This is a genomic window from Kocuria arenosa, assembly GCF_042879215.1.
GTDB lineage: Bacteria > Actinomycetota > Actinomycetes > Actinomycetales > Micrococcaceae > Kocuria > Kocuria arenosa.
Map to the genome: position 1 here is coordinate 289,632 of NZ_JBHZTA010000003.1, position 16,847 is coordinate 306,478.

Consider the following 16,847-nt stretch of genomic DNA (forward strand, 5'->3'; position numbering starts at 1 on the left):
CGCGCGTAGCATCGAAAGCTACCCCTCCCCTTTCGCTCGGGCTCGACGACGTGCTCGTTCCCCGTCCCTGCGCCCTCCCCGGAAGGACCCGCCGTGCCCGCACCCCGCACCGCCCTGCTCCAGGTGGTCAACGCCCCCGGCCCCACCGGCACCCGCCTCGCCATCTTCGCCCTGGCGATGGGCGGCTTCGGGGTGGGCACCACCGAGTTCGCCTCGATGGGCCTGCTGCCGTTCATCGCCGAGGACTTCGACGCCTCCATCCCCGCCGTGGGCCAGTCCATCTCGCTCTATGCCCTGGGCGTGGTGGTCGGCGCGCCGCTCATCACGTCCCTCGCCGCCCGGGTGGAGCGCAAGACCCTGCTGCTGGCGCTGATGCTCACGTTCGTGGTGGGCAACGGGCTGTCGGCCGCCGCACCCTCCCTCGAGTGGCTCTACGTCGCCCGGTTCCTCGCCGGCCTGCCCCACGGCGCCTACTTCGGGGTCGCCGCGGTGGTGGCCTCCTCCCTGGTGGCCCGCGAGCGGCGCGGCACCGCGGTGGCCCGGGTGATGCTGGGCCTGACCATCGCCAACATCGTGGGCGTGCCGTTCGCCGCGGCCCTGGGCGGGGCCCTCGGCTGGCGCTCCGCCTATCTCCTGGTGGTGCTCCTGGGCGCTCTGACCATCGGGGCCCTGGCCCTCTGGGTGCCGCGCACCCGCAGCGAGGGCATGGCCTCGGCGGCCCAGGAGGTCCGCGCCCTGGCCCGGCCCCAGGTGGCCCTGACGCTGCTGGCCGGATCCGTCGGCTTCGGCGGCATGTTCGCGGTCTACACCTACATCTCCCCGACCCTGACCGAGCTGACCGGCCTCGACATCGGCACCGTGCCGTGGGTGCTGGCCGTCTTCGGTGTGGGCATGACCGTGGGCTCGCTGCTGGCCGGCCCGCTCATCGACCGTTCGATCGAGCGCACCGCTCTCGGCGCCGGCGCCGTGTCCGGCGTGGCCCTGGCGTTCTTCGCGCTGTTCGTCCACGTGCCCGTCGCGGCCGTCCTGGGGGCGCTGTGGATCGGCATCATGGGCTCGATCTTCACGACCTCGCTGCAGGTGCGCCTGCTGCGCGAGGCCAAGGACGCCCCGTCCCTGACCGCCGCCATGAACCACGCGGCGTTCAACCTGGCCAACGCCATGGGCGCCTTCCTCGGCGGGATCGTGATCTCCGCCGGCTGGGGCTACCGCTCCCCCGCCTGGGTGGGCGTCGGCCTGGCCGTGGCCGGCCTGCTCATCCTGGGCTACGCGGCGCAGCGGCGCCGGCACGCCGCGGTCGAGGCCCGGTAGACCCACCCCTCGAACACGGCCGGGCAGCTCCGTGCCACGAGGGACCGGCCCGTGCGGGGGCGGCGCCTTCCGCACCTGCCCACCGCACGGCGGACGACGGCCCAGGACCACGACCGCTGACGCGGACCGGGCCGCGGGGCCCCTCGGTCAGGCCTCGGTGTCCACCGGGCGCCGCGGCCCGCGGGAGGGACCGAGGCAGACCGCGCCGACGGTCAGGAGCCCCGCGGCGAAGACCACGACCGCGGCCCAGAAGACGAGCTGGGACCCCGGCGTGAGCGAGTGGACCACGGCAGCGTTGGGATCGAGGGAGGGGTGCTCGCACACCACCGAGGGAGGCCACCACGTGCGGTGGCCGACGGCCTGCTCCCCGGGAAGGAGCTCCGCGCTCCGCGGCACGGAGTCGGCGCACGCCGTGTCAGGGTCACCGCGGCTACGGAACGCCACGTAGACGAGGTCGAGCAGGACCACGAGCAGCGCCCCGAGCATGGCCACCGCGGCCAGCGGATAGAGGGAGGCGCCGGACGGGAACCGCCGGCCGGTCGAGCGGAGAGTCATGGGGCGAGAGCCTACCCGCGTGCTCGGCGGGGCCGTCGGCGCGCCACGGCACGCTCGGGGACGGCGCCGTCGGAGGCGGTGCCCCGGGCACGGTGTCCCATACTGGACCGACATCTGCAGTCGGACCCGTGGAGGCGGACGGACATGGAGGCTTCCGAGCGCGCACGGCGGCGGGGCATCGCGCTCTGCGCGACCGTCGCGGCGGTGGGCGTGCTCGCGACCGCCCTCGGGTGGCCCACGGCCCGGGAGATCGCGGCGTACGGGGAGCTCGCGTGGACCAACGCCGTCTCGGGGGTGCTCATCACGGCGCTGGGGCTGCTCCTGCTGGCGGGCACCGTCCGCCGGCGGCTGCGGCCCACGGGTGACCGCGTGGTGTTCGGGCTGTTCCTCGTGCCGCCCGGGCTGATCGGGCTGCTGGTCCTGGGCGGGCGCCTGCCGCAGCCCGTGGAACCGGTGCTGGGCCTCTTCCTCCTCTGGCCGGCGATCTTCGCCGTCCTGCTGTTCATGCCCCAACGGGCCTCCCTCGGCCCGGGCGGCGCACCGGGGACAGCACGCTCCGGCGGGTGACCCGCACCAGGGCGGTCACCAGCCGCTCGAGGGGCCCTGACCCGTGGCCCGGCGCCGGAGGGGCGCGCACAGCGCCGCGGAGGGGCCGGCGGCACGGCCTTCCGGTGCCTACACGGTCTCCGGGCGCCTCGACGGGCGGAGCGCGTCCAGGACGGCGCGCGCCCGGCGCGGCGCGGCGGCGGGGGCGGTGACCGACGACGACGGGACCGCAAGGGGGCGCTGGGCCGCCGTGTGCCGGTAGGCCATGGCCTGCAGCTCCACCACCGGGTACTCGAGGCTGCGCCGGGCGGCCTCGCTGGGGCGGGTGGTGGCGAAGGCGGTGGCGGCGTCCTGCAGGGACCGCGCGGCGATGAACGGGGCGGCCGCTTCGACGTGGGGTCGCACCGCATGGCGGTAGACGGCGCGGTCGGTCTCGGCGCAGTCCTCCCACCGGGGAGCCCCGGGGTGGGAGGCCCGCTCGTACTGGGCGCGGGCGGCGGCCTCGACGGCGTCGGTGATGGTGATGGGGCGCATGTCCGCTCCTGGGTGTCCGGTGGGTGGGTGGCTGGTCCGAGTGGTTCGAGTGGTTCCACTGTCCGTCCGGAGTCTGTGCCCCAGCTGTGCCGACGGTCCCGGTGTCCCTGAGAACCCTGGCACCACGGCACAGGCTGCGCACAGGTTCCACAGGACGTGCGCCTAATCTGGTGGGCAACAGTGGCAGTGTTATGTCCGCCCGGAACCGGGAGCTCCCATGTCCTACTCCTCCAGCTTCTCCGTCCTCACCGAGGTCCTGCCCCGCCTGACCCACCCGGACGGCTCGCCGATCCGGGTGCTGGTCGTGGACGACGAGCCGGCCCTCGCCGACCTCGTGGCCATGGGCACGGGCATGTGCGGGTGGGAGGCCCGGATCTCCCACGAGGGCTTCGACGCCGTCGCCCAGGCGCGCGACTTCGCTCCCGACGTGCTGGTCCTGGACCGGATGCTGCCCGGCCTGGACGGCCTGGAGGTCCTGGCCCGGATCCGCCAGTCCTATCCCGAGGTGCCGGTGCTGTTCCTCACGGCCAAGGACACGGTGCAGGACCGGATCGAGGGCCTGGCCTCGGGTGGGGACGACTACGTGACGAAGCCCTTCTCGATCGAGGAGGTGCTCATCCGGCTGCACCGGCTCGTGCAGCGCTCCGGGGCCGCCGCGCAGGACAGCGCCACCCTGGTGGTCGGGGACCTGGTCCTGAACATCGACAGCCGCGAGGTCACCCGGACCGGGGAGCCGATCGAGCTGACCACCACCCAGTTCGAGCTGCTGCGCTACCTGATGGAGAACCCGCGCCGGGTCCTGTCCAAGGCCCAGATCCTGGACAACGTGTGGCACTACGACTTCTCGGGCCAGGCCAACATCGTGGAGCTCTACATCTCCTACCTCCGCAAGCGGATCGACGCCGGCCGCGCCCCCATGATCCACACCGTGCGCGGGGCCGGGTACGTCATCAAGCCCGCGTCCTGATGCCGCACGGCCCGCGGACCCCGCCGCCGTCCCGGCGCCGCCTGCGCCTGGCCATCCGGCTCATCGCCGGAGTGGTCGTCCTCCTGGCGGTGGTCCTCCTCGTGCTGGGCGCCACGATCGTGGAGCTCACCCGTCAGGACCTCGTCGAGCGGCTCGACGGATCGTTGCGGCAGGCCACCGGGCGGGCGCTGACCTTCACCCGGGGGGACCCGGCCCTGGAGCGGGACCCGCTCGACGCCCCCGGCCAGCCGGTGGGCGTCCTGGTGGCCGTGCTGCAGGAGGACGAGGTGGTCACGGCGTCCTACCGCACCGGGTCCGGGGAGCCCGCGCCGCTCCCCGAGGAGGACGTCGCCGCCCTGCAGGAGGCGGGCGCCTTCGAGGCCGAGAGCCCGGACGAGCGAGGCTTCGGGGACCGTCGGCGCTCCACGGGCACGGAGCAGGGCCGGCTCTCGGACGTGGCCCTGTCCGTGGGCGAGTACCGGGTCGAGTCGGTCGCCCGGAACGCGCGCAGCGGGAGCCGGGTGCTGGTGACCGGGCTGCCCACGGCGTCGGTCGACGACACCGTGGCGGAGCTCGTGACCACGATGACCGTGGGCAGCCTGCTCGCGCTGGTGACCACGGCGGTGGCCGGGACCGTCGTCGTGCGTCGTGCCCTGCGGCCGCTGGAACAGGTCTCGGCCGCGGCCTCCGACGTCGCCCGTCTGCCGCTGGCCTCCGGGGAGGTCTCCCTGGCCGGCCAACACGTGCCCGCCGAGCTCGCCCGGCCCGGCACCGAGGTCGGGGAGGTCGGCCACGCCCTGAACTCCCTGCTCGACAACGTCGACTCGGCCCTGGCCGCGCGCCAGCACTCCGAGACCCGGCTGCGAGAGTTCGTGGCGGACGCCTCCCACGAGCTGCGCACTCCCCTGGCGGCTGTGCGCGGCTACACGGACATGCTGCAGCTCACCGAGCCCCTGACCGACACCGGCCGCGCCTCCCTGGCCCGGGTCGAGCAGCAGACGCTGCGGATGACCGCCCTGGTCGAGGACCTGCTGCTGCTGGCCCGCCTGGACGAGGGCCGCCCCCCGGAGCTGCGGGACGCGGACCTCGGCGAGCTCGTGCTCGAGGCCCTCACCGACGCCTCGGCCGCGGGCCCCGACCACGGCTGGGCCCTGGACGTGCCGGAGGAGCCGGTGCCCGTGCGCGCGGACGTCGCCCAGCTCCACCAGGTGCTGGCCAACCTGCTCTCCAACGCCCGCAAGCACACCCCGCCCGGCACCGCGGTGACCGCGGCCGTGCGGGCCACCCGGGACGGCTGGGCGGAGGCCTCCGTCCTGGACGCGGGCCCGGGCATCCCGCGGGAGTTCCAGGCCAGGCTCTTCGAGCGCTTCAGCCGCCTGGACAGCTCCCGGCAGAGCCGGGAGGGCAGCACCGGGCTGGGCCTGTCGATCGTCCGCTCGGTGGTGCAGGCGCACGGCGGCACGGTGGACGTGGAGTCCCGCCCGGGCCGCACGCGCTTCACCGTCCGGCTCCCGCTGGGCACTGACGGATCGGTGCCCGCTCCCCCACGGTGATCGACGGCCGCGTGCGCTTCAGCTCCGACGACGACGGCGGCGGCCGAGCCAGCCCGCCGGGCCGCCGTGGACGAGCAGGTGGCGGGTGTGGGGATCCAGGAGCATCAGGTAGGCGGTGAACAGCAGGGAGGTGACGAACGCGATCGTCGAGGCGTTGACCGGCAGCTCGATGAAGGGCCACACGGAGAGCTGGTCCTGAGCGCCGAAGATCACGAAGAAGGTGATCACGACGTACAGGGTGCGGATCTGCCAGTTGTCCCTGATCCCGGTCACGGCGAGGAAGGGGAGGAACCAGAGGATGTACCAGGGCTGGATGATCGGGGAGAGCAGCACCACGGCGGCAAAGGCCAGACCGAGCCTGCGGACCACGCGGTGGTCGTCGCCGCGGAACATCAGGAGCAGGACCAGGCCGATGGCGGCGTACTGCAGGACGGCACGCAGCATCGAGGCCATCGCCGCGCCCGGCAGTCCCACCGCGCTCGCGAGGTGCTGGACCTGCTGGCCCAGGAACCCCGAGGGTGAGTACCCGGTGTATCCGGGAGTGGAGTCCACGATCGCCCACGTCCACCCGAGGCCCAGCTGATAGGGGAGGCCGCTGAGCACCAGCACTCCGAAGCTGATGGCCGCCGTGGCCGCCCAGAGGGTGAACTTCCGCCTCCAGGACGCTCTCGGCCCGGCCCACAGGAGCCCGATGAACGGCAGCAGCAGGATCGTGATCGGCTTGATGCCGATGGACGCGGTCACCAGCAGGACACCGGTGACGGGGCGGCCCGTGGCCGCGAAGTACGTGCCCGCCACGGCCAGCCCGAGCATCAGCGCGTCGTTGTGCGCGCTGGCCACGAAGCTGATGAGGAACAGCGGATTGGCCACCGCGATCCACAGCGCCCGGGCCGGGTCGATCCCGTGCAGCCGCGCGAGCTTGGGCACGTACACGACGCAGAGGAGGACACCGGCGCAGGCCAGGATCCGGAAGAGCAGGACGGAGAGGTCCGGTTGCGCGCCCGTGAGGCCCACGATCCCACGCGCCAGCCACAGGAAGTACGGCCCGTACGGTGTCCGGGCCTCGGCCCAGACGGGATCCGCTCCCAGCATGAACCAGTTCTCCAGGACGGAGATACCGGTCGTGTACGGGTTCTGGTCGGCCAGCATCAGGCGGCCCTGCCCGATGTAGGCGTACACGTCGCGGGAGAAGATGGGCACGGCGAACAGCAGGGGCAGCGACCAGGCGCACACGGCCAGCACCACGGAGCGCTGGGCGCCCGCCGGCCAGCCCTGGAGTCTCTGGCCGAGCCGGAGCCAGGAGCGCACCAGCAGCATGGCGCCCAGGGTCAGCAGCACCGTGCAGGTGTAGACGCCCCAGCCCTCGACCCGCAGCGCGATGACCAGCGGATGGCGGACCATGGGTGAGCCGTTGGCGATCCACCCGGTGCCGACCGATCCGACGAGCATCATCAGGGAGCCGATGAACCCCTGCAGGACGGCGATGTGCGCTCGGGGGTGCGGGTGGGGCGCGGGCGTGTCCCGGGGGAACGGTACGGCGGCGGCAGCCTGGTCCCCGCGGCCCTGCGGCGCCTCCAGATGCGAACCCCCTGCCGTCATGACGTGCGCTGATCCCCTACGTGAGTCACTGCTGGGCGGACAGGTGTGCAGAACGCTCTCCAGGAGCGTCTTTTCAGCCATGATGCCACCTCGCCGCCTCGGCGTCGTGAGGCGTCGCCGGGATCCTGGGCCCGGAGCAGGAACCGCCGCGGGGGCGGGCTCCTGGGCGGATGCCGGGGCGGATGATGACGCGCGGTTCCGGGCGGACCGTACCCGGGCACGTACCATGGTGGGGCAGCGGACCTGCGTCCCTGCGACCCCACCCCCTTGACGAGGATTGCCCCATGTCCACGGACACGACCTTCAGCATGCTCACGCGGTTCCGCAACCGCCTCGCGAACCGGCGGTGGCCGGCCTGGTCGAGATCTCCGCGCGGACTGCTCGCCGGCTTCATCGCGGTGCACCTGGTGTTCCTGGTGTTCGCCCTCGTCGTGTCCCTGTCCGGCGGCGCCTTCAGCGACACCTACATCTACCGCGAGTGGGCCCGGGCCGGCTTCGACGAGCAGAACCTGGGTCCGGAGCCCAGCCCGTGGGTCTATCCGGTGCTGGCGCTGGTGCCCATCGCGGTGGCCGGCATGGCCGGCCCGGGACCGTTCTTCTTCCTGTGGGTCCTCATGATCACCGTGCTCAACGGCTGGGCCGTGGGGAAGCTGACGGACTGGGGACGCGACCGGCACGCCTTCCCGGCCGCGTGGTGGTGGCTGGGCTTCCTCTTCCTGATGGGGTGGCTGGGCTTCGCCCGCGTCGACGGGCTCACGGCCCCCCTGGTGCTCATCGCGCTGGTCTACGGCGTGGCGCACCCGGTCGCCGCCTCGGTCCTGCTCAGCATCGCGACCTGGATGAAGGTCTGGCCAGCAGCGGTCGTGCTTGCCCTCGTCACCGTGACGCGCCGACGGGTGGCGGTCGTCGTCGCGGGCCTGCTGGTCAGCGCGGCCGCGGCCGGGATCGCCGCCGCCATGGGCGCGCTCCCGAGGCTCTTCGACTTCCTCACTCAGCAGGGGGACCGGGGCATGCAGCTGGAGGCCACGTTCACCACCCCGTGGCTGTGGTCGTCCGTGCTGGGAGTGGGCGGGTCCCAGATGTACATGAACACGGAGATCAACTCCATGCAGGTCGACGGTCCCGGCACGGCGACGATGGCCGTGCTGATGCAGCCGCTGCTGGTGCTGGCCGCCGCGGTGGTCACCTTCCTGATCGCGCGGGCCCTCCGCAACGGCGAGCGGTCCGGGGACACCGATCGCACGGAGCTGCTGCTGGCCGGATCGCTGACCATGGTCACCGCCTTCATCGTGTTCAACAAGGTCGGCTCCCCGCAGTTCATGGTGTGGCTGGCTCCGGCCGTGGCCGTGGGACTGACCCACCACTGGAAGGCGTGGCGGGTGCCGGCGGCCATGCTGATCGCCATCGCCGTGGCAACGTTCTTCGTCTACCCGTTGTTCTACTACGAACTCAGCCACAACAATCCGCTGATGGCCCTGGTGCTGACCCTGCGCAACGCCCTGCTGGTGCTGTTGCTGGGGTGGTCGTCGGGCCGCCTGTACCAGCTGGGCACCCGGCGCCCCGCCACCGCGCTCGCCGCGAAGGAGGTCTGAGATCTCCGCCGCCTTCTTCGACCGGCTGGCCGGGGGCCGCGACGCCGTCCTGCCCGCCCGCGCCGTGGCCTGGTTCTCCCGTCCGTCCAGCGTGTGGTGGGGTTTCGCCGTCGTCCACCTCTACTTCCTGGGCTGGATGATGTCCTTCGTCATCCACGGCGACGCCTTCAGCGACACCGAGCAGTACCGCACGTGGGCCATGGCCGGGTACGACCCGGGCGATCGCGAGGGCGAGATCAGCCCGTGGGTGTACCCCGTGCTGGCGCAGATCCCGATCCTCCTGGCCGGGATCGCCGGTCACGGTCCCTACCTGCTGGTGTGGACGCTGATCATCACCGTGCTCAACGCCGTGGGCCTGGTCTGCCTCACGCGTGGCCGGCGGGGTGAGCAGGGTGTCGCCCCGGCATGGTGGTGGCTGTTCTTCACGGTCTTCCTGGGCTATCTGAGCTTCGCCCGGGTCGAGGGCATCGCGGCCCCGATCGTGCTCGTGGGCCTGCTCTACGCGTCCGAGCGTCCCGTGCTCGGCTCCGTGCTGCTGAGCATCGCGACGTGGATCAAGGTGTGGCCGGCGGCCGTCCTGTTCGCCCTGTTCATCGCCTGCCGGCAGCGCCTCCAGGTGGTGGCCGCCGGGGTCGCTGTCACCGCCGCGGTGGTACTGGGGACGTACCTGTCGGGCGGCCTCCCGCGGATCGCGGACTTCCTGGTCAACCAGGGAGAGCGCGGCATGCAGCTGGAGGCCACGTTCTCCACCCCGTGGGTGTGGCTGAGCGTCTTCGACGTGGCCGGGGCGCGGATGGCCGACAACGTGGCCATCAACTCCACGGAGGTCTACGGCCCCGGCACCGAGGTCGTCGCGTTCCTCATGCAGCCGCTGCTCGTGCTCGCCGTGCTCGTGGGGGCGGTCCTGCTGGTCCGGGCGCTGCGGCGCGGGGCCGAGCGGGAGGAGCTCTTCTACGAGGGGGCGCTGATGATGACCACGATCTTCATCGTGTTCAACAAGGTGGGCTCCCCGCAGTTCATGATCTGGCTCGCCCCGGTCGTCGTAGCGGGACTGGTGCACGACTGGCAGCGGTGGCGGACGCCGGCGGCGCTGCTGATGGGCATCGCGGTCACCACGTTCGTGATCTATCCGCTGTTCTACACCCCGCTCATCCACGCGCACCCGGTGATGGCGGCCGTTCTGACCACGCGCAACGTGCTGCTCGTGGTCCTGCTGTGGTGGTCCGTGCAGCGCGTGGCCCAGCTCCACCGCGTGCCTCCCCGCCCCGCACAGCTGGCCACCACCTGAACCGCGACGTGTGAGGGGCACCTTCGGGAGGACCAGGGTGGGCAGCGCGTCGGGCAGCTCGCCCTGGTCCCCGACCGCGGGCCCGACGACCGCGGCGACGACCGCGATGAGGGTGACGGCGACGGTCCCCAGCGGGGCGCCGGGCAGGCTGCTCGTCGGCGGTACGGAGCCGGAAGTGCTCAGTCGAGGTCCCCGCCGATCGGTTCCAGGGCAACCTCGGGGGCGTGGGTGGCCACGCGGCCGAGCTTCCACTTGTCGCTGAACACCGCGATCGGTTCGCCGTCGGCCCGCCGGAGGACCTCGGTCCCGGGGATCCGGTTGAGGACCTCGGGGTCCGGGGCGACGACCCGCCGGGCGAGGGTGTAGGTCAGGGGCTCCAGCCGGACCTGGGCGCCGAACTCCCGGTCCATCCGGTCGGCGACGACCTCGAACTGCATCGGCCCCACGGCCGCCAGCACCGGGGCCTGGTCTCCGCGGGCCTCGGAGCGCAGCACCTGGATCACTCCCTCGTGCTCGAGCTGGGTGATCCCGCGGCGGAACTGCTTGGCCCGCCCGGCGTCCACGGCCCGGGCCACCTGGAAGTGCTCGGGGGAAAAGTGCGGGATGGGCGGGAAGGTCACCGGCGTGCCCACGTACACGCTGTCCCCGGCCCGCAGCGCCGAGGCGTTGACCAGGCCCACCACGTCCCCGGGGAACGCCGTCTCGATGGTCTCCCGGTCGCGGCCGAACACGTGGTGGGCGTACTTGGTGGCGAAGGGCTTGCCGGTGGCCGCGTGGGTGAGGACCATCCCGCGGTGGAACACACCGGAGCACACCCGCAGGAACGCCACGTGGTCCCGGTGGGCGCGATCCATCCCTGCCTGCAGCTTGAACACGAACCCGGAGAACGGCGCGTCCACCGGGCGCGGGGCACCGTCGGCGTCCACCCGGGCGCCGGCCGGGGGCGCGAGGTCGACCAGGACGTCGAGCAGGGCGGCCACACCGAAGTTCAGGGCGGCGGCGGCGAACAGTACCGGGGTGGACTCCGCCGAGAGAAAGGCGTCCCGCTCGAACTCACCGTTGCTCTCGGCCACCAGGGCCGCGGTCTCCGTCGCCTCCGTCCACACCGCACCCTCCGACGCCGCGGCCTCTTCGGCGGAGAAGACGTCCACCTCGGCCAGGGAGGCACCGGAGGCCACCCTCCGGTACCGGGTGTAGGCGCGGCTGTGCGGATCCAGGGTGCCCCGGAAGTCCCCGGACAGTCCCACCGGCCAGGTCAGGGGCACCGGCACCCGCCCGGTGCGCTCCTGGACCTCGTCCATCAGCTCCAGGGCGTCCTTGCCCGGCCGGTCCCACTTGTTGATCACGGTGATCACCGGCAGGCCCCGTCGCCGGCACACGTCGAAGAGCTTCAGGGTCTGGGTCTCCAGACCCTTGGCCGCGTCGATCAGCATCACCGCGCAGTCCACCGCGGCCAGCACCCGGTAGGTGTCCTCGGAGAAGTCGGCGTGGCCGGGAGTGTCGAGCAGGTTGAACACGGTGTCCCGGTAGGTGAACTGCAGAGCGGCCGAGCTGATCGAGATGCCCCGCTCCTGCTCCATCTGCAACCAGTCCGAGACGGTCGCCTTCCGGCTGGCCTTCCCGTGCGTGGCCCCGGCCTCGGCGATGACGTGCGCGTGCAGGGCCAGAGCTTCGGTCAGCGTGGACTTGCCCGCGTCCGGGTGCGAGATCACTGCGAACGTCCGCCGCCGGGACGCCTCCCGGCGCACCTGGACGGCCGTATCCTGGCCGGTCGTCTCTGCCGGCGAGCGTTCTGGGTGGTGGACAGCCATGGCTCTGAATCTACTCTGACGTCACGGTGTTCTTTCGACGCGTGATGCACCATCCTGACACGTCCCGCACCACCGCGCCGCCCTCCGGAGCGGTCCTGGTCCCGGTGGCCGAGGCCCCTCGGCGGCCGCTGCCCCCGAGCGCTGCTGCCGGCGCCCACCACGCTGCGGGTCATGGAACCGGTCGGCTGCACCCCCGAGCGGTTGCCCACGCCTGACGAGAGCAACGGTTCCAGCTCACCGGTCCTCCGGGTGCCCACCGGCCCTCAGGACCAGGCCGCGGCCGGCGCCGGCGGCCCGCGCCATGACCCGCTCCAGCGGGCCCCGCCCGAAGGAGCGGTGCCAGGCCACCGCGAACAGCGCCGCGACCGCCACGTGGATGAGGAACCACAGCAGCGGCACCTCGTAGTGGAGCATGGCGGCCAGGGCCAGCAGGTGCGCCGAGTAGAGCGTCAGGGTCATCGACCCCATCGCGCTCAGCGGCAGCAGCCAGGCACCGGCCCGGCGGGCCACGAGGAGGAAGAGACCCAGCACGGCGGCCCCGGAGCCGAGATCCTGAAAGATCGCCACCGGGGTGTTGGTGTGCGGGCCGGGGATCAGCAGCCACCACCAGGAGGTGTCGGGCAGCACCGGGTCCGGTCCCCAGACGATGATCTCGTCGATCTGGTCCTCGCTCAGCCACGGGGCGGAGCTCATGAGCTGGTCGTAGCCCCCGGACCGGAGGATCAGCACCCAGTAGACCAGCCACGCGCCCACGGCCAGGGCGAGCCCCGCCCAGAGCAGCCGGCCCTGGACCCGAACGGCCCGCAGGTTCAGCCGGCCGATGGCCATCCCGGCGAGCAGGTAGGCCAGGTACGGGACCGCCGGATAGGTGCCCGTGAACAGGACCTGGGCCAGGACGGTCCCCGGCTCGGCGAGCACGTCGGAGAAGGTCGGGTTGTACACCTCGAGCGCGGGCAGCACCCCGCGGAGCACCTGCACCAGTACGGGCCCCGCCACGGCGGCCGCGGCGGCGAGGCCGAACAGCGCCCGCACCGGCAGGTGCAGGAAGGGGATGGCCAGCAGGAAGAACATGCCGTAGTGGACGAGGATGTCGTACGCGGGCGGATCCCCCGGCATGACCTGGTTGATCAGCAGCCCCACCACGGTGATCAGCACGGCCCGGACGAGCAGTCCCACCCGGTCGGCGGTCATCGTCCGGCCCCGGTGCGGGGCGTGCCCGCCGGAGGAGAAGGCCAGGCCCACCCCGGCGAGCAGCGCGAACAGGGCCGCGGCGCGGCCCGCGAACAGCTCCCACTGAAGAGTGGGCCCGTAGGTCTCGGGGTTCCAGGCGGGGAGGATGTGGATCGACATCATCCCGACCAGGGCGAGGCCCCGGGCGGCGTCGACCCCCACGAGCCGGCGCCTCCGGACCAGCGGCAGGGCCGGGCCCTCCTCTGCTGACCGTGCACCGGGGGCAGGGTGGTGGACGTTGACCATGGCGGCGGGTTCCTTCTGTCGGACGTGCCGACGGGCTCCCGTCCGCCGGCCCGGACCTCTCGGTCCTTCTCGTCCTCCAGCTGACCAGGCCGGATTGTGCCGTCCTTGTGGCGATCCTGTGCCGGGACTGTCGAAGAGGTTCCGCGCGCCCGGCTAGCGCCGCAGGGTCTTCTCCAGCCCGCTGACCAGCAGCACCGCGCACGTGGACCAGATCGCCCCGGCCGGGCCGAGCGGCGCGGCCACCAGGCCGGCCAGCAGGGGCATGGCGACCTGGCCCACCCGGTTGCCGACCAGGCGCACGGCGAGCGCCGATCCCCGCCACGAGGAGGGCACGGCGGTGGACACCAGCGTCATGGTGATCGGCTGCCCCAGGCCCAGGCAGAACCCGCCCACGAAGAGGAGCACCGCGGCGAGCCAGGGCACCGTGATGACGGCCGGCGGCACGGCCAGGGTGCACCCGGCGCCGTAGAGGCTGATCAGCAGCAGGGACCGCCGGGACATCCGGTGCGCGAGCCACGGCAGCAGGACGCGCGAGAGGATCGAGGCGCCGCCGCGCACGGCCAGCAGGACGCCGATCCACGCCGGGGAGACCCCGGCCCGCTCCCCCACCAGCGGCAGGAACGCGGTGAGGATGTCGAGCATCGCCAGCAGGGCCAGGGACGCCAGCATGTGGGACGGGATGCCGGGGACCCGGAGGATCCGCAGCATCGACGCCCGCGGCGACGTTCCCGGGACCACCTCGAGCTCACCGGTGGCGGGAACGGCCTGCTCCGCGGCAGCGGCGTCGTCGTCGTTCCGGGGGCGGGCACGGCCGGACCGCGCCGACCGGGCACGCACGAGCAGCACGGGCACCGCCAGGAAGGACAGGACGGCGCCGATCCAGAACGCCAGGTCGATGTCGGCGAGCCGTTCGGGGGAGTCGACCGTGCTGCCGGAGCCCAGCAGCGCACCCGCCAGCAGGGGTCCGGCGAGCTGTCCCACCGAGAAGGCCGCGGTGAACCAGCCGAAGCCCTGGTCCAGCTGGTCGTCCGGGGCGTGGCGGGCGATGGCCGCCTGCCCGGCGATCGTGAACACCAGGTGCCCCATGCCCAGCAGGGCGCTCGCCACGGCGACCAGTGCCACGTTGGGCGCGACGCTCAGCGCCACCGAGCCGAGCGCGAGGACCAGGGCGCCCAGGAGCACCATGGTCCTGAGCTCCCGGACGCGGTCGGTCATCCGGCCCAGCGACATGGCCGTGACCAGCGGAATCACGGCATAGGCGGCCGTCACCAGGCCGACCGTCACGGAGTCGGCGTCCAGTGCCAGCAGCTTGTAGGTGGTGACGGGCCGCACCAGGTTCAGGGCGGTCTGCGTCAGGGCGGCGCTGACCACCAGGAACCAGAGCCACGCCCCGGGCCGAGCAGCCCGAACTCCCCGGGCCATGCCTCAGGAGCGCCGGGGCTTGACCGCGATCACCGGGGCGTTGGCCTCGAGGAGGATCTGCTGGGCGGCGCTGCCCAGCAGCAGCTTGCCCACGGGGCTGCGGTGCTTCACGCCGATCACCACGGCGGAGGCGTCCACCTGCTCCGCGGCGTCGAGAAGCTCCCCCACGGCGTCCCGGTTGCGGGTGTCGGGGGTGCGGAATGTGACGGGCACGCCGTCGATCTCCCCGGTCTCGGGGTCGAGCTGGGCGCCCCCGAGGTTGAAGACCAACAGGTCCTCCTGGCGGCGTCCGGCCTCCTCGACCGCGGCCGCGAGCGCGGCCTCGCCCTCGGGGGTGTTGGTTCGGGCAACGACGACGGTCATGGGAGCCTCCGCGGTGGGATGGGAAAATCGGGGAACAAAACGAAGTCCACCCTACGGCCGAACGTGTGAGGAGCATCTCTTCCGGCGTGAGCAGAATGCGCAGAACCAGCACAACGATCACTACGCACGAAAGGCCCAACAACGCCGGCCGCGTGATCCGGATCACTTATCGTCGGGGGAGCGGCTCGGACGGAGCCATGCACCCGTAACCTACGACCCAGGAAAGTGGATCCCCGTGAGTTCACCACCAGATCAGGCCCAGCCGGGCTCCCGGCGCCGGCACCCGATCGCCATGACGGTCTACGGCGTCGTCGCCGCCGCAGTGATCGGGCTGGCCTCGTTCACCTCCATCCAGGCCGCGAGCGGCGGGGCGGACCTGCGAGCGAACATGACCCTGATCGCCCCGGCCGGCGCCGGCGGCGGCTGGGACACCTTCGTGCGCGAGCAGCAGCAGGCGATGCGCACCAACAACATCGTCAACAACGCCCAGGTGGTCAACATCCCGGGCGCCGGCGGGACCATCGGCCTGGGCCAGCTCACCACCATGGAGGGCCAGGCGAGCACCATCATGTCCACCGGAACGGTGATGCTGGGCGGTGTCGCGCTCAACGATTCCCCGGTGGGACTCGACGACGTCCGGCCGATCGCCCGCATGGCGGAGGAGTACGACGCGCTCGTCGTGCCCGCCGACTCCCCGTACGACACGCTCGACGAGCTGATCGCCGACTGGAAGAAGGACCCGAAGGCCTTCCCGTTCACGGGCGGCTCCGCCGGGTCGATCGACCACCTCATCATCGCGGACCTGGCCCTGCAGGCAGGGATCGATCCCGCGGACGTCACCTACATCCCCAAGACCTCCGGCGGCGAGGCGATCCAGACGATCTCCTCCGGCACCGCGAAGGCAGCGACCTCGGGCTTCACCGAGTTCGCCGACCAGGTCGAGGCCGGGCGCCTCAAGATCCTGGGCGTGGCGGCCCCCGAGCGGCTCGAGGGCATCGACGCCCCGACCTTCAAGGAGCAGGGCTACGACGTCGAACTGACGAACTGGCGCGGCATGGTGGCGCCTCCCGGCATCACCGACGAGGAGTTCGCCGAGCTGCAGGCCATCATCGCGGAGACCGTGGAGACCCCGGAGTGGCGCGAGGCCCTCGAGCGCAACCAGTGGCAGGACGTCTACCTGACCGGGCCCGAGTTCGAGCAGTTCATCGAGGAAGACCGGGCCGAGATCGAGGCCCTCATCGAGGAGTTGGACCTGTGAGCACATCGTCTCCCACCACCCCGTCCGCCGAGCTCGCGGACGACGGCCACGGCGGAGCCTCCGGCAGCCGTGACGTGCAATCTCGCGGAGGAAGGATGCACGGGCGCAGCGGGCTGGTCGTGCCGCTGCTGATGGCGGCCTTCAGCACCTACCTGCTGATCGGCATCCTCACCATGGAGGTGCCCGAGGGCACCGACTTCCCGGGCCCGAAGTTCTTCCCCGGCATCCTCATGGTGGCCGGCTACGTCCTCGCCGCCCTGCTCGTGCTCCACTACCTGCGCTCCCCCGAGCACCCCGAGGAGCTCTCGGAGAGCACGTACCGCACGCACTCGGACTGGTCCGCGGTGATCTGGTCCGTGGCCGGGTTCCTGGTCTTCGCCCTCACCATCGAGTTCCTCGGCTGGATCCTGTCCGCCGCGCTGCTCTTCTGGGCCGTAGCCCGGGGCGTCGGCAGCCGCCGCCCCCTGTTCGACATCTCGCTCGCCCTGGTTCTCTCCAGCGCGATCTACCTGGCATTCTCCGTCGGCCTGGGCCTGAACCTCCCGTCCGGCATCCTGGGAGGCGGTTTCTGA

At 72.4% G+C, this 16,847-nt stretch carries 15 protein-coding genes; 8 read left to right on the forward strand and 7 right to left on the reverse strand.

Annotation, left to right across the window (positions count from 1 at the left end):
* The first annotated feature begins 93 nt into the window (after positions 1 to 93).
* Positions 94 to 1,311 carry an MFS transporter gene (locus ACFYE3_RS07340; protein ID WP_387806091.1) on the forward strand — a complete coding sequence of 406 codons (1,218 nt, stop codon included), beginning with the start codon at positions 94 to 96 and terminating at the stop codon, positions 1,309 to 1,311.
* A gap of 147 nt (positions 1,312 to 1,458) precedes the next feature.
* On the opposite strand, the gene ACFYE3_RS07345 is transcribed toward ACFYE3_RS07340, so the two are convergent.
* The gene (locus ACFYE3_RS07345) at positions 1,459 to 1,866 is read right to left on the reverse strand and encodes a hypothetical protein (RefSeq protein ID WP_387607524.1); all 408 of its coding nucleotides are present in this window, start codon (positions 1,864 to 1,866) and stop codon (positions 1,459 to 1,461) included.
* A 144-nt stretch (positions 1,867 to 2,010) separates the two neighbouring features.
* Between ACFYE3_RS07345 and ACFYE3_RS07350 the strand changes: the two genes are divergently transcribed.
* Positions 2,011 to 2,433, forward strand: a complete 423-nt coding sequence (locus ACFYE3_RS07350; RefSeq protein WP_387607525.1) for a hypothetical protein — start codon at positions 2,011 to 2,013, stop codon at positions 2,431 to 2,433.
* 108 nt (positions 2,434 to 2,541) lie between these two features.
* Here the strand turns inward: ACFYE3_RS07350 and ACFYE3_RS07355 are convergent, their stop codons facing one another.
* Entirely contained in the window at positions 2,542 to 2,946 is a 405-nt protein-coding gene (locus ACFYE3_RS07355; RefSeq protein ID WP_387607527.1) for a hypothetical protein, read from the reverse strand.
* Positions 2,947 to 3,163: 217 nt separating this feature from the next.
* Between ACFYE3_RS07355 and ACFYE3_RS07360 the strand changes: the two genes are divergently transcribed.
* Together ACFYE3_RS07360 and ACFYE3_RS07365 are read left to right on the forward strand one after the other, a co-directional pair.
* Positions 3,164 to 3,913, forward strand: coding sequence for a response regulator transcription factor (locus ACFYE3_RS07360; RefSeq protein WP_387607529.1), 750 nt, complete (start codon positions 3,164 to 3,166; stop codon positions 3,911 to 3,913).
* Positions 3,913 to 5,466: a sensor histidine kinase gene (locus ACFYE3_RS07365; protein ID WP_387607531.1), complete on the forward strand. Its 1,554-nt coding sequence runs from the start codon at positions 3,913 to 3,915 to the stop codon at positions 5,464 to 5,466. Before ACFYE3_RS07360 ends, ACFYE3_RS07365 begins: the two co-directional genes overlap by 1 nt.
* A gap of 18 nt (positions 5,467 to 5,484) precedes the next feature.
* On the opposite strand, the gene mptB is transcribed toward ACFYE3_RS07365, so the two are convergent.
* Positions 5,485 to 7,065, reverse strand: coding sequence for a polyprenol phosphomannose-dependent alpha 1,6 mannosyltransferase MptB (gene mptB / locus ACFYE3_RS07370; protein ID WP_387607534.1), 1,581 nt, complete (start codon positions 7,063 to 7,065; stop codon positions 5,485 to 5,487).
* A gap of 284 nt (positions 7,066 to 7,349) precedes the next feature.
* Here mptB and ACFYE3_RS07375 point away from each other — a divergent pair, with 284 nt between their 5' ends.
* Both ACFYE3_RS07375 and ACFYE3_RS07380 read left to right on the forward strand, forming a co-directional pair.
* Positions 7,350 to 8,657, forward strand: coding sequence for a glycosyltransferase 87 family protein (locus ACFYE3_RS07375; RefSeq protein ID WP_387607536.1), 1,308 nt, complete (start codon positions 7,350 to 7,352; stop codon positions 8,655 to 8,657).
* A gap of 64 nt (positions 8,658 to 8,721) precedes the next feature.
* Positions 8,722 to 9,945, forward strand: a complete 1,224-nt coding sequence (locus ACFYE3_RS07380) for a glycosyltransferase 87 family protein (protein WP_387607539.1) — start codon at positions 8,722 to 8,724, stop codon at positions 9,943 to 9,945.
* 179 nt (positions 9,946 to 10,124) lie between these two features.
* Here ACFYE3_RS07380 and ACFYE3_RS07385 read toward each other — a convergent pair whose 3' ends face one another.
* From ACFYE3_RS07385 to ACFYE3_RS07400, 4 genes are all read right to left on the reverse strand, one after another.
* Positions 10,125 to 11,756, reverse strand: coding sequence for a peptide chain release factor 3 (locus tag ACFYE3_RS07385; RefSeq protein WP_387607540.1), 1,632 nt, complete (start codon positions 11,754 to 11,756; stop codon positions 10,125 to 10,127).
* Positions 11,757 to 11,990: 234 nt separating this feature from the next.
* The gene (locus ACFYE3_RS07390) at positions 11,991 to 13,232 is read right to left on the reverse strand and encodes a heparan-alpha-glucosaminide N-acetyltransferase domain-containing protein (RefSeq protein WP_387607542.1); all 1,242 of its coding nucleotides are present in this window, start codon (positions 13,230 to 13,232) and stop codon (positions 11,991 to 11,993) included.
* A 153-nt stretch (positions 13,233 to 13,385) separates the two neighbouring features.
* Positions 13,386 to 14,654 carry an MFS transporter gene (locus tag ACFYE3_RS07395; protein ID WP_387607544.1) on the reverse strand — a complete coding sequence of 423 codons (1,269 nt, stop codon included), beginning with the start codon at positions 14,652 to 14,654 and terminating at the stop codon, positions 13,386 to 13,388.
* 3 nt (positions 14,655 to 14,657) lie between these two features.
* On the reverse strand, positions 14,658 to 15,017 hold the full coding sequence (locus ACFYE3_RS07400; RefSeq protein WP_387607546.1) for a universal stress protein: 360 nt from the start codon (positions 15,015 to 15,017) through the stop codon (positions 14,658 to 14,660).
* 235 nt (positions 15,018 to 15,252) lie between these two features.
* Here ACFYE3_RS07400 and ACFYE3_RS07405 point away from each other — a divergent pair, with 235 nt between their 5' ends.
* Together ACFYE3_RS07405 and ACFYE3_RS07410 are read left to right on the forward strand one after the other, a co-directional pair.
* Entirely contained in the window at positions 15,253 to 16,275 is a 1,023-nt protein-coding gene (locus tag ACFYE3_RS07405) for a tripartite tricarboxylate transporter substrate binding protein (protein WP_387607548.1), read from the forward strand.
* Positions 16,272 to 16,847, forward strand: a complete 576-nt coding sequence (locus ACFYE3_RS07410) for a tripartite tricarboxylate transporter TctB family protein (RefSeq protein WP_387607551.1) — start codon at positions 16,272 to 16,274, stop codon at positions 16,845 to 16,847. The genes ACFYE3_RS07405 and ACFYE3_RS07410 overlap by 4 nt, the downstream gene beginning before the upstream one ends.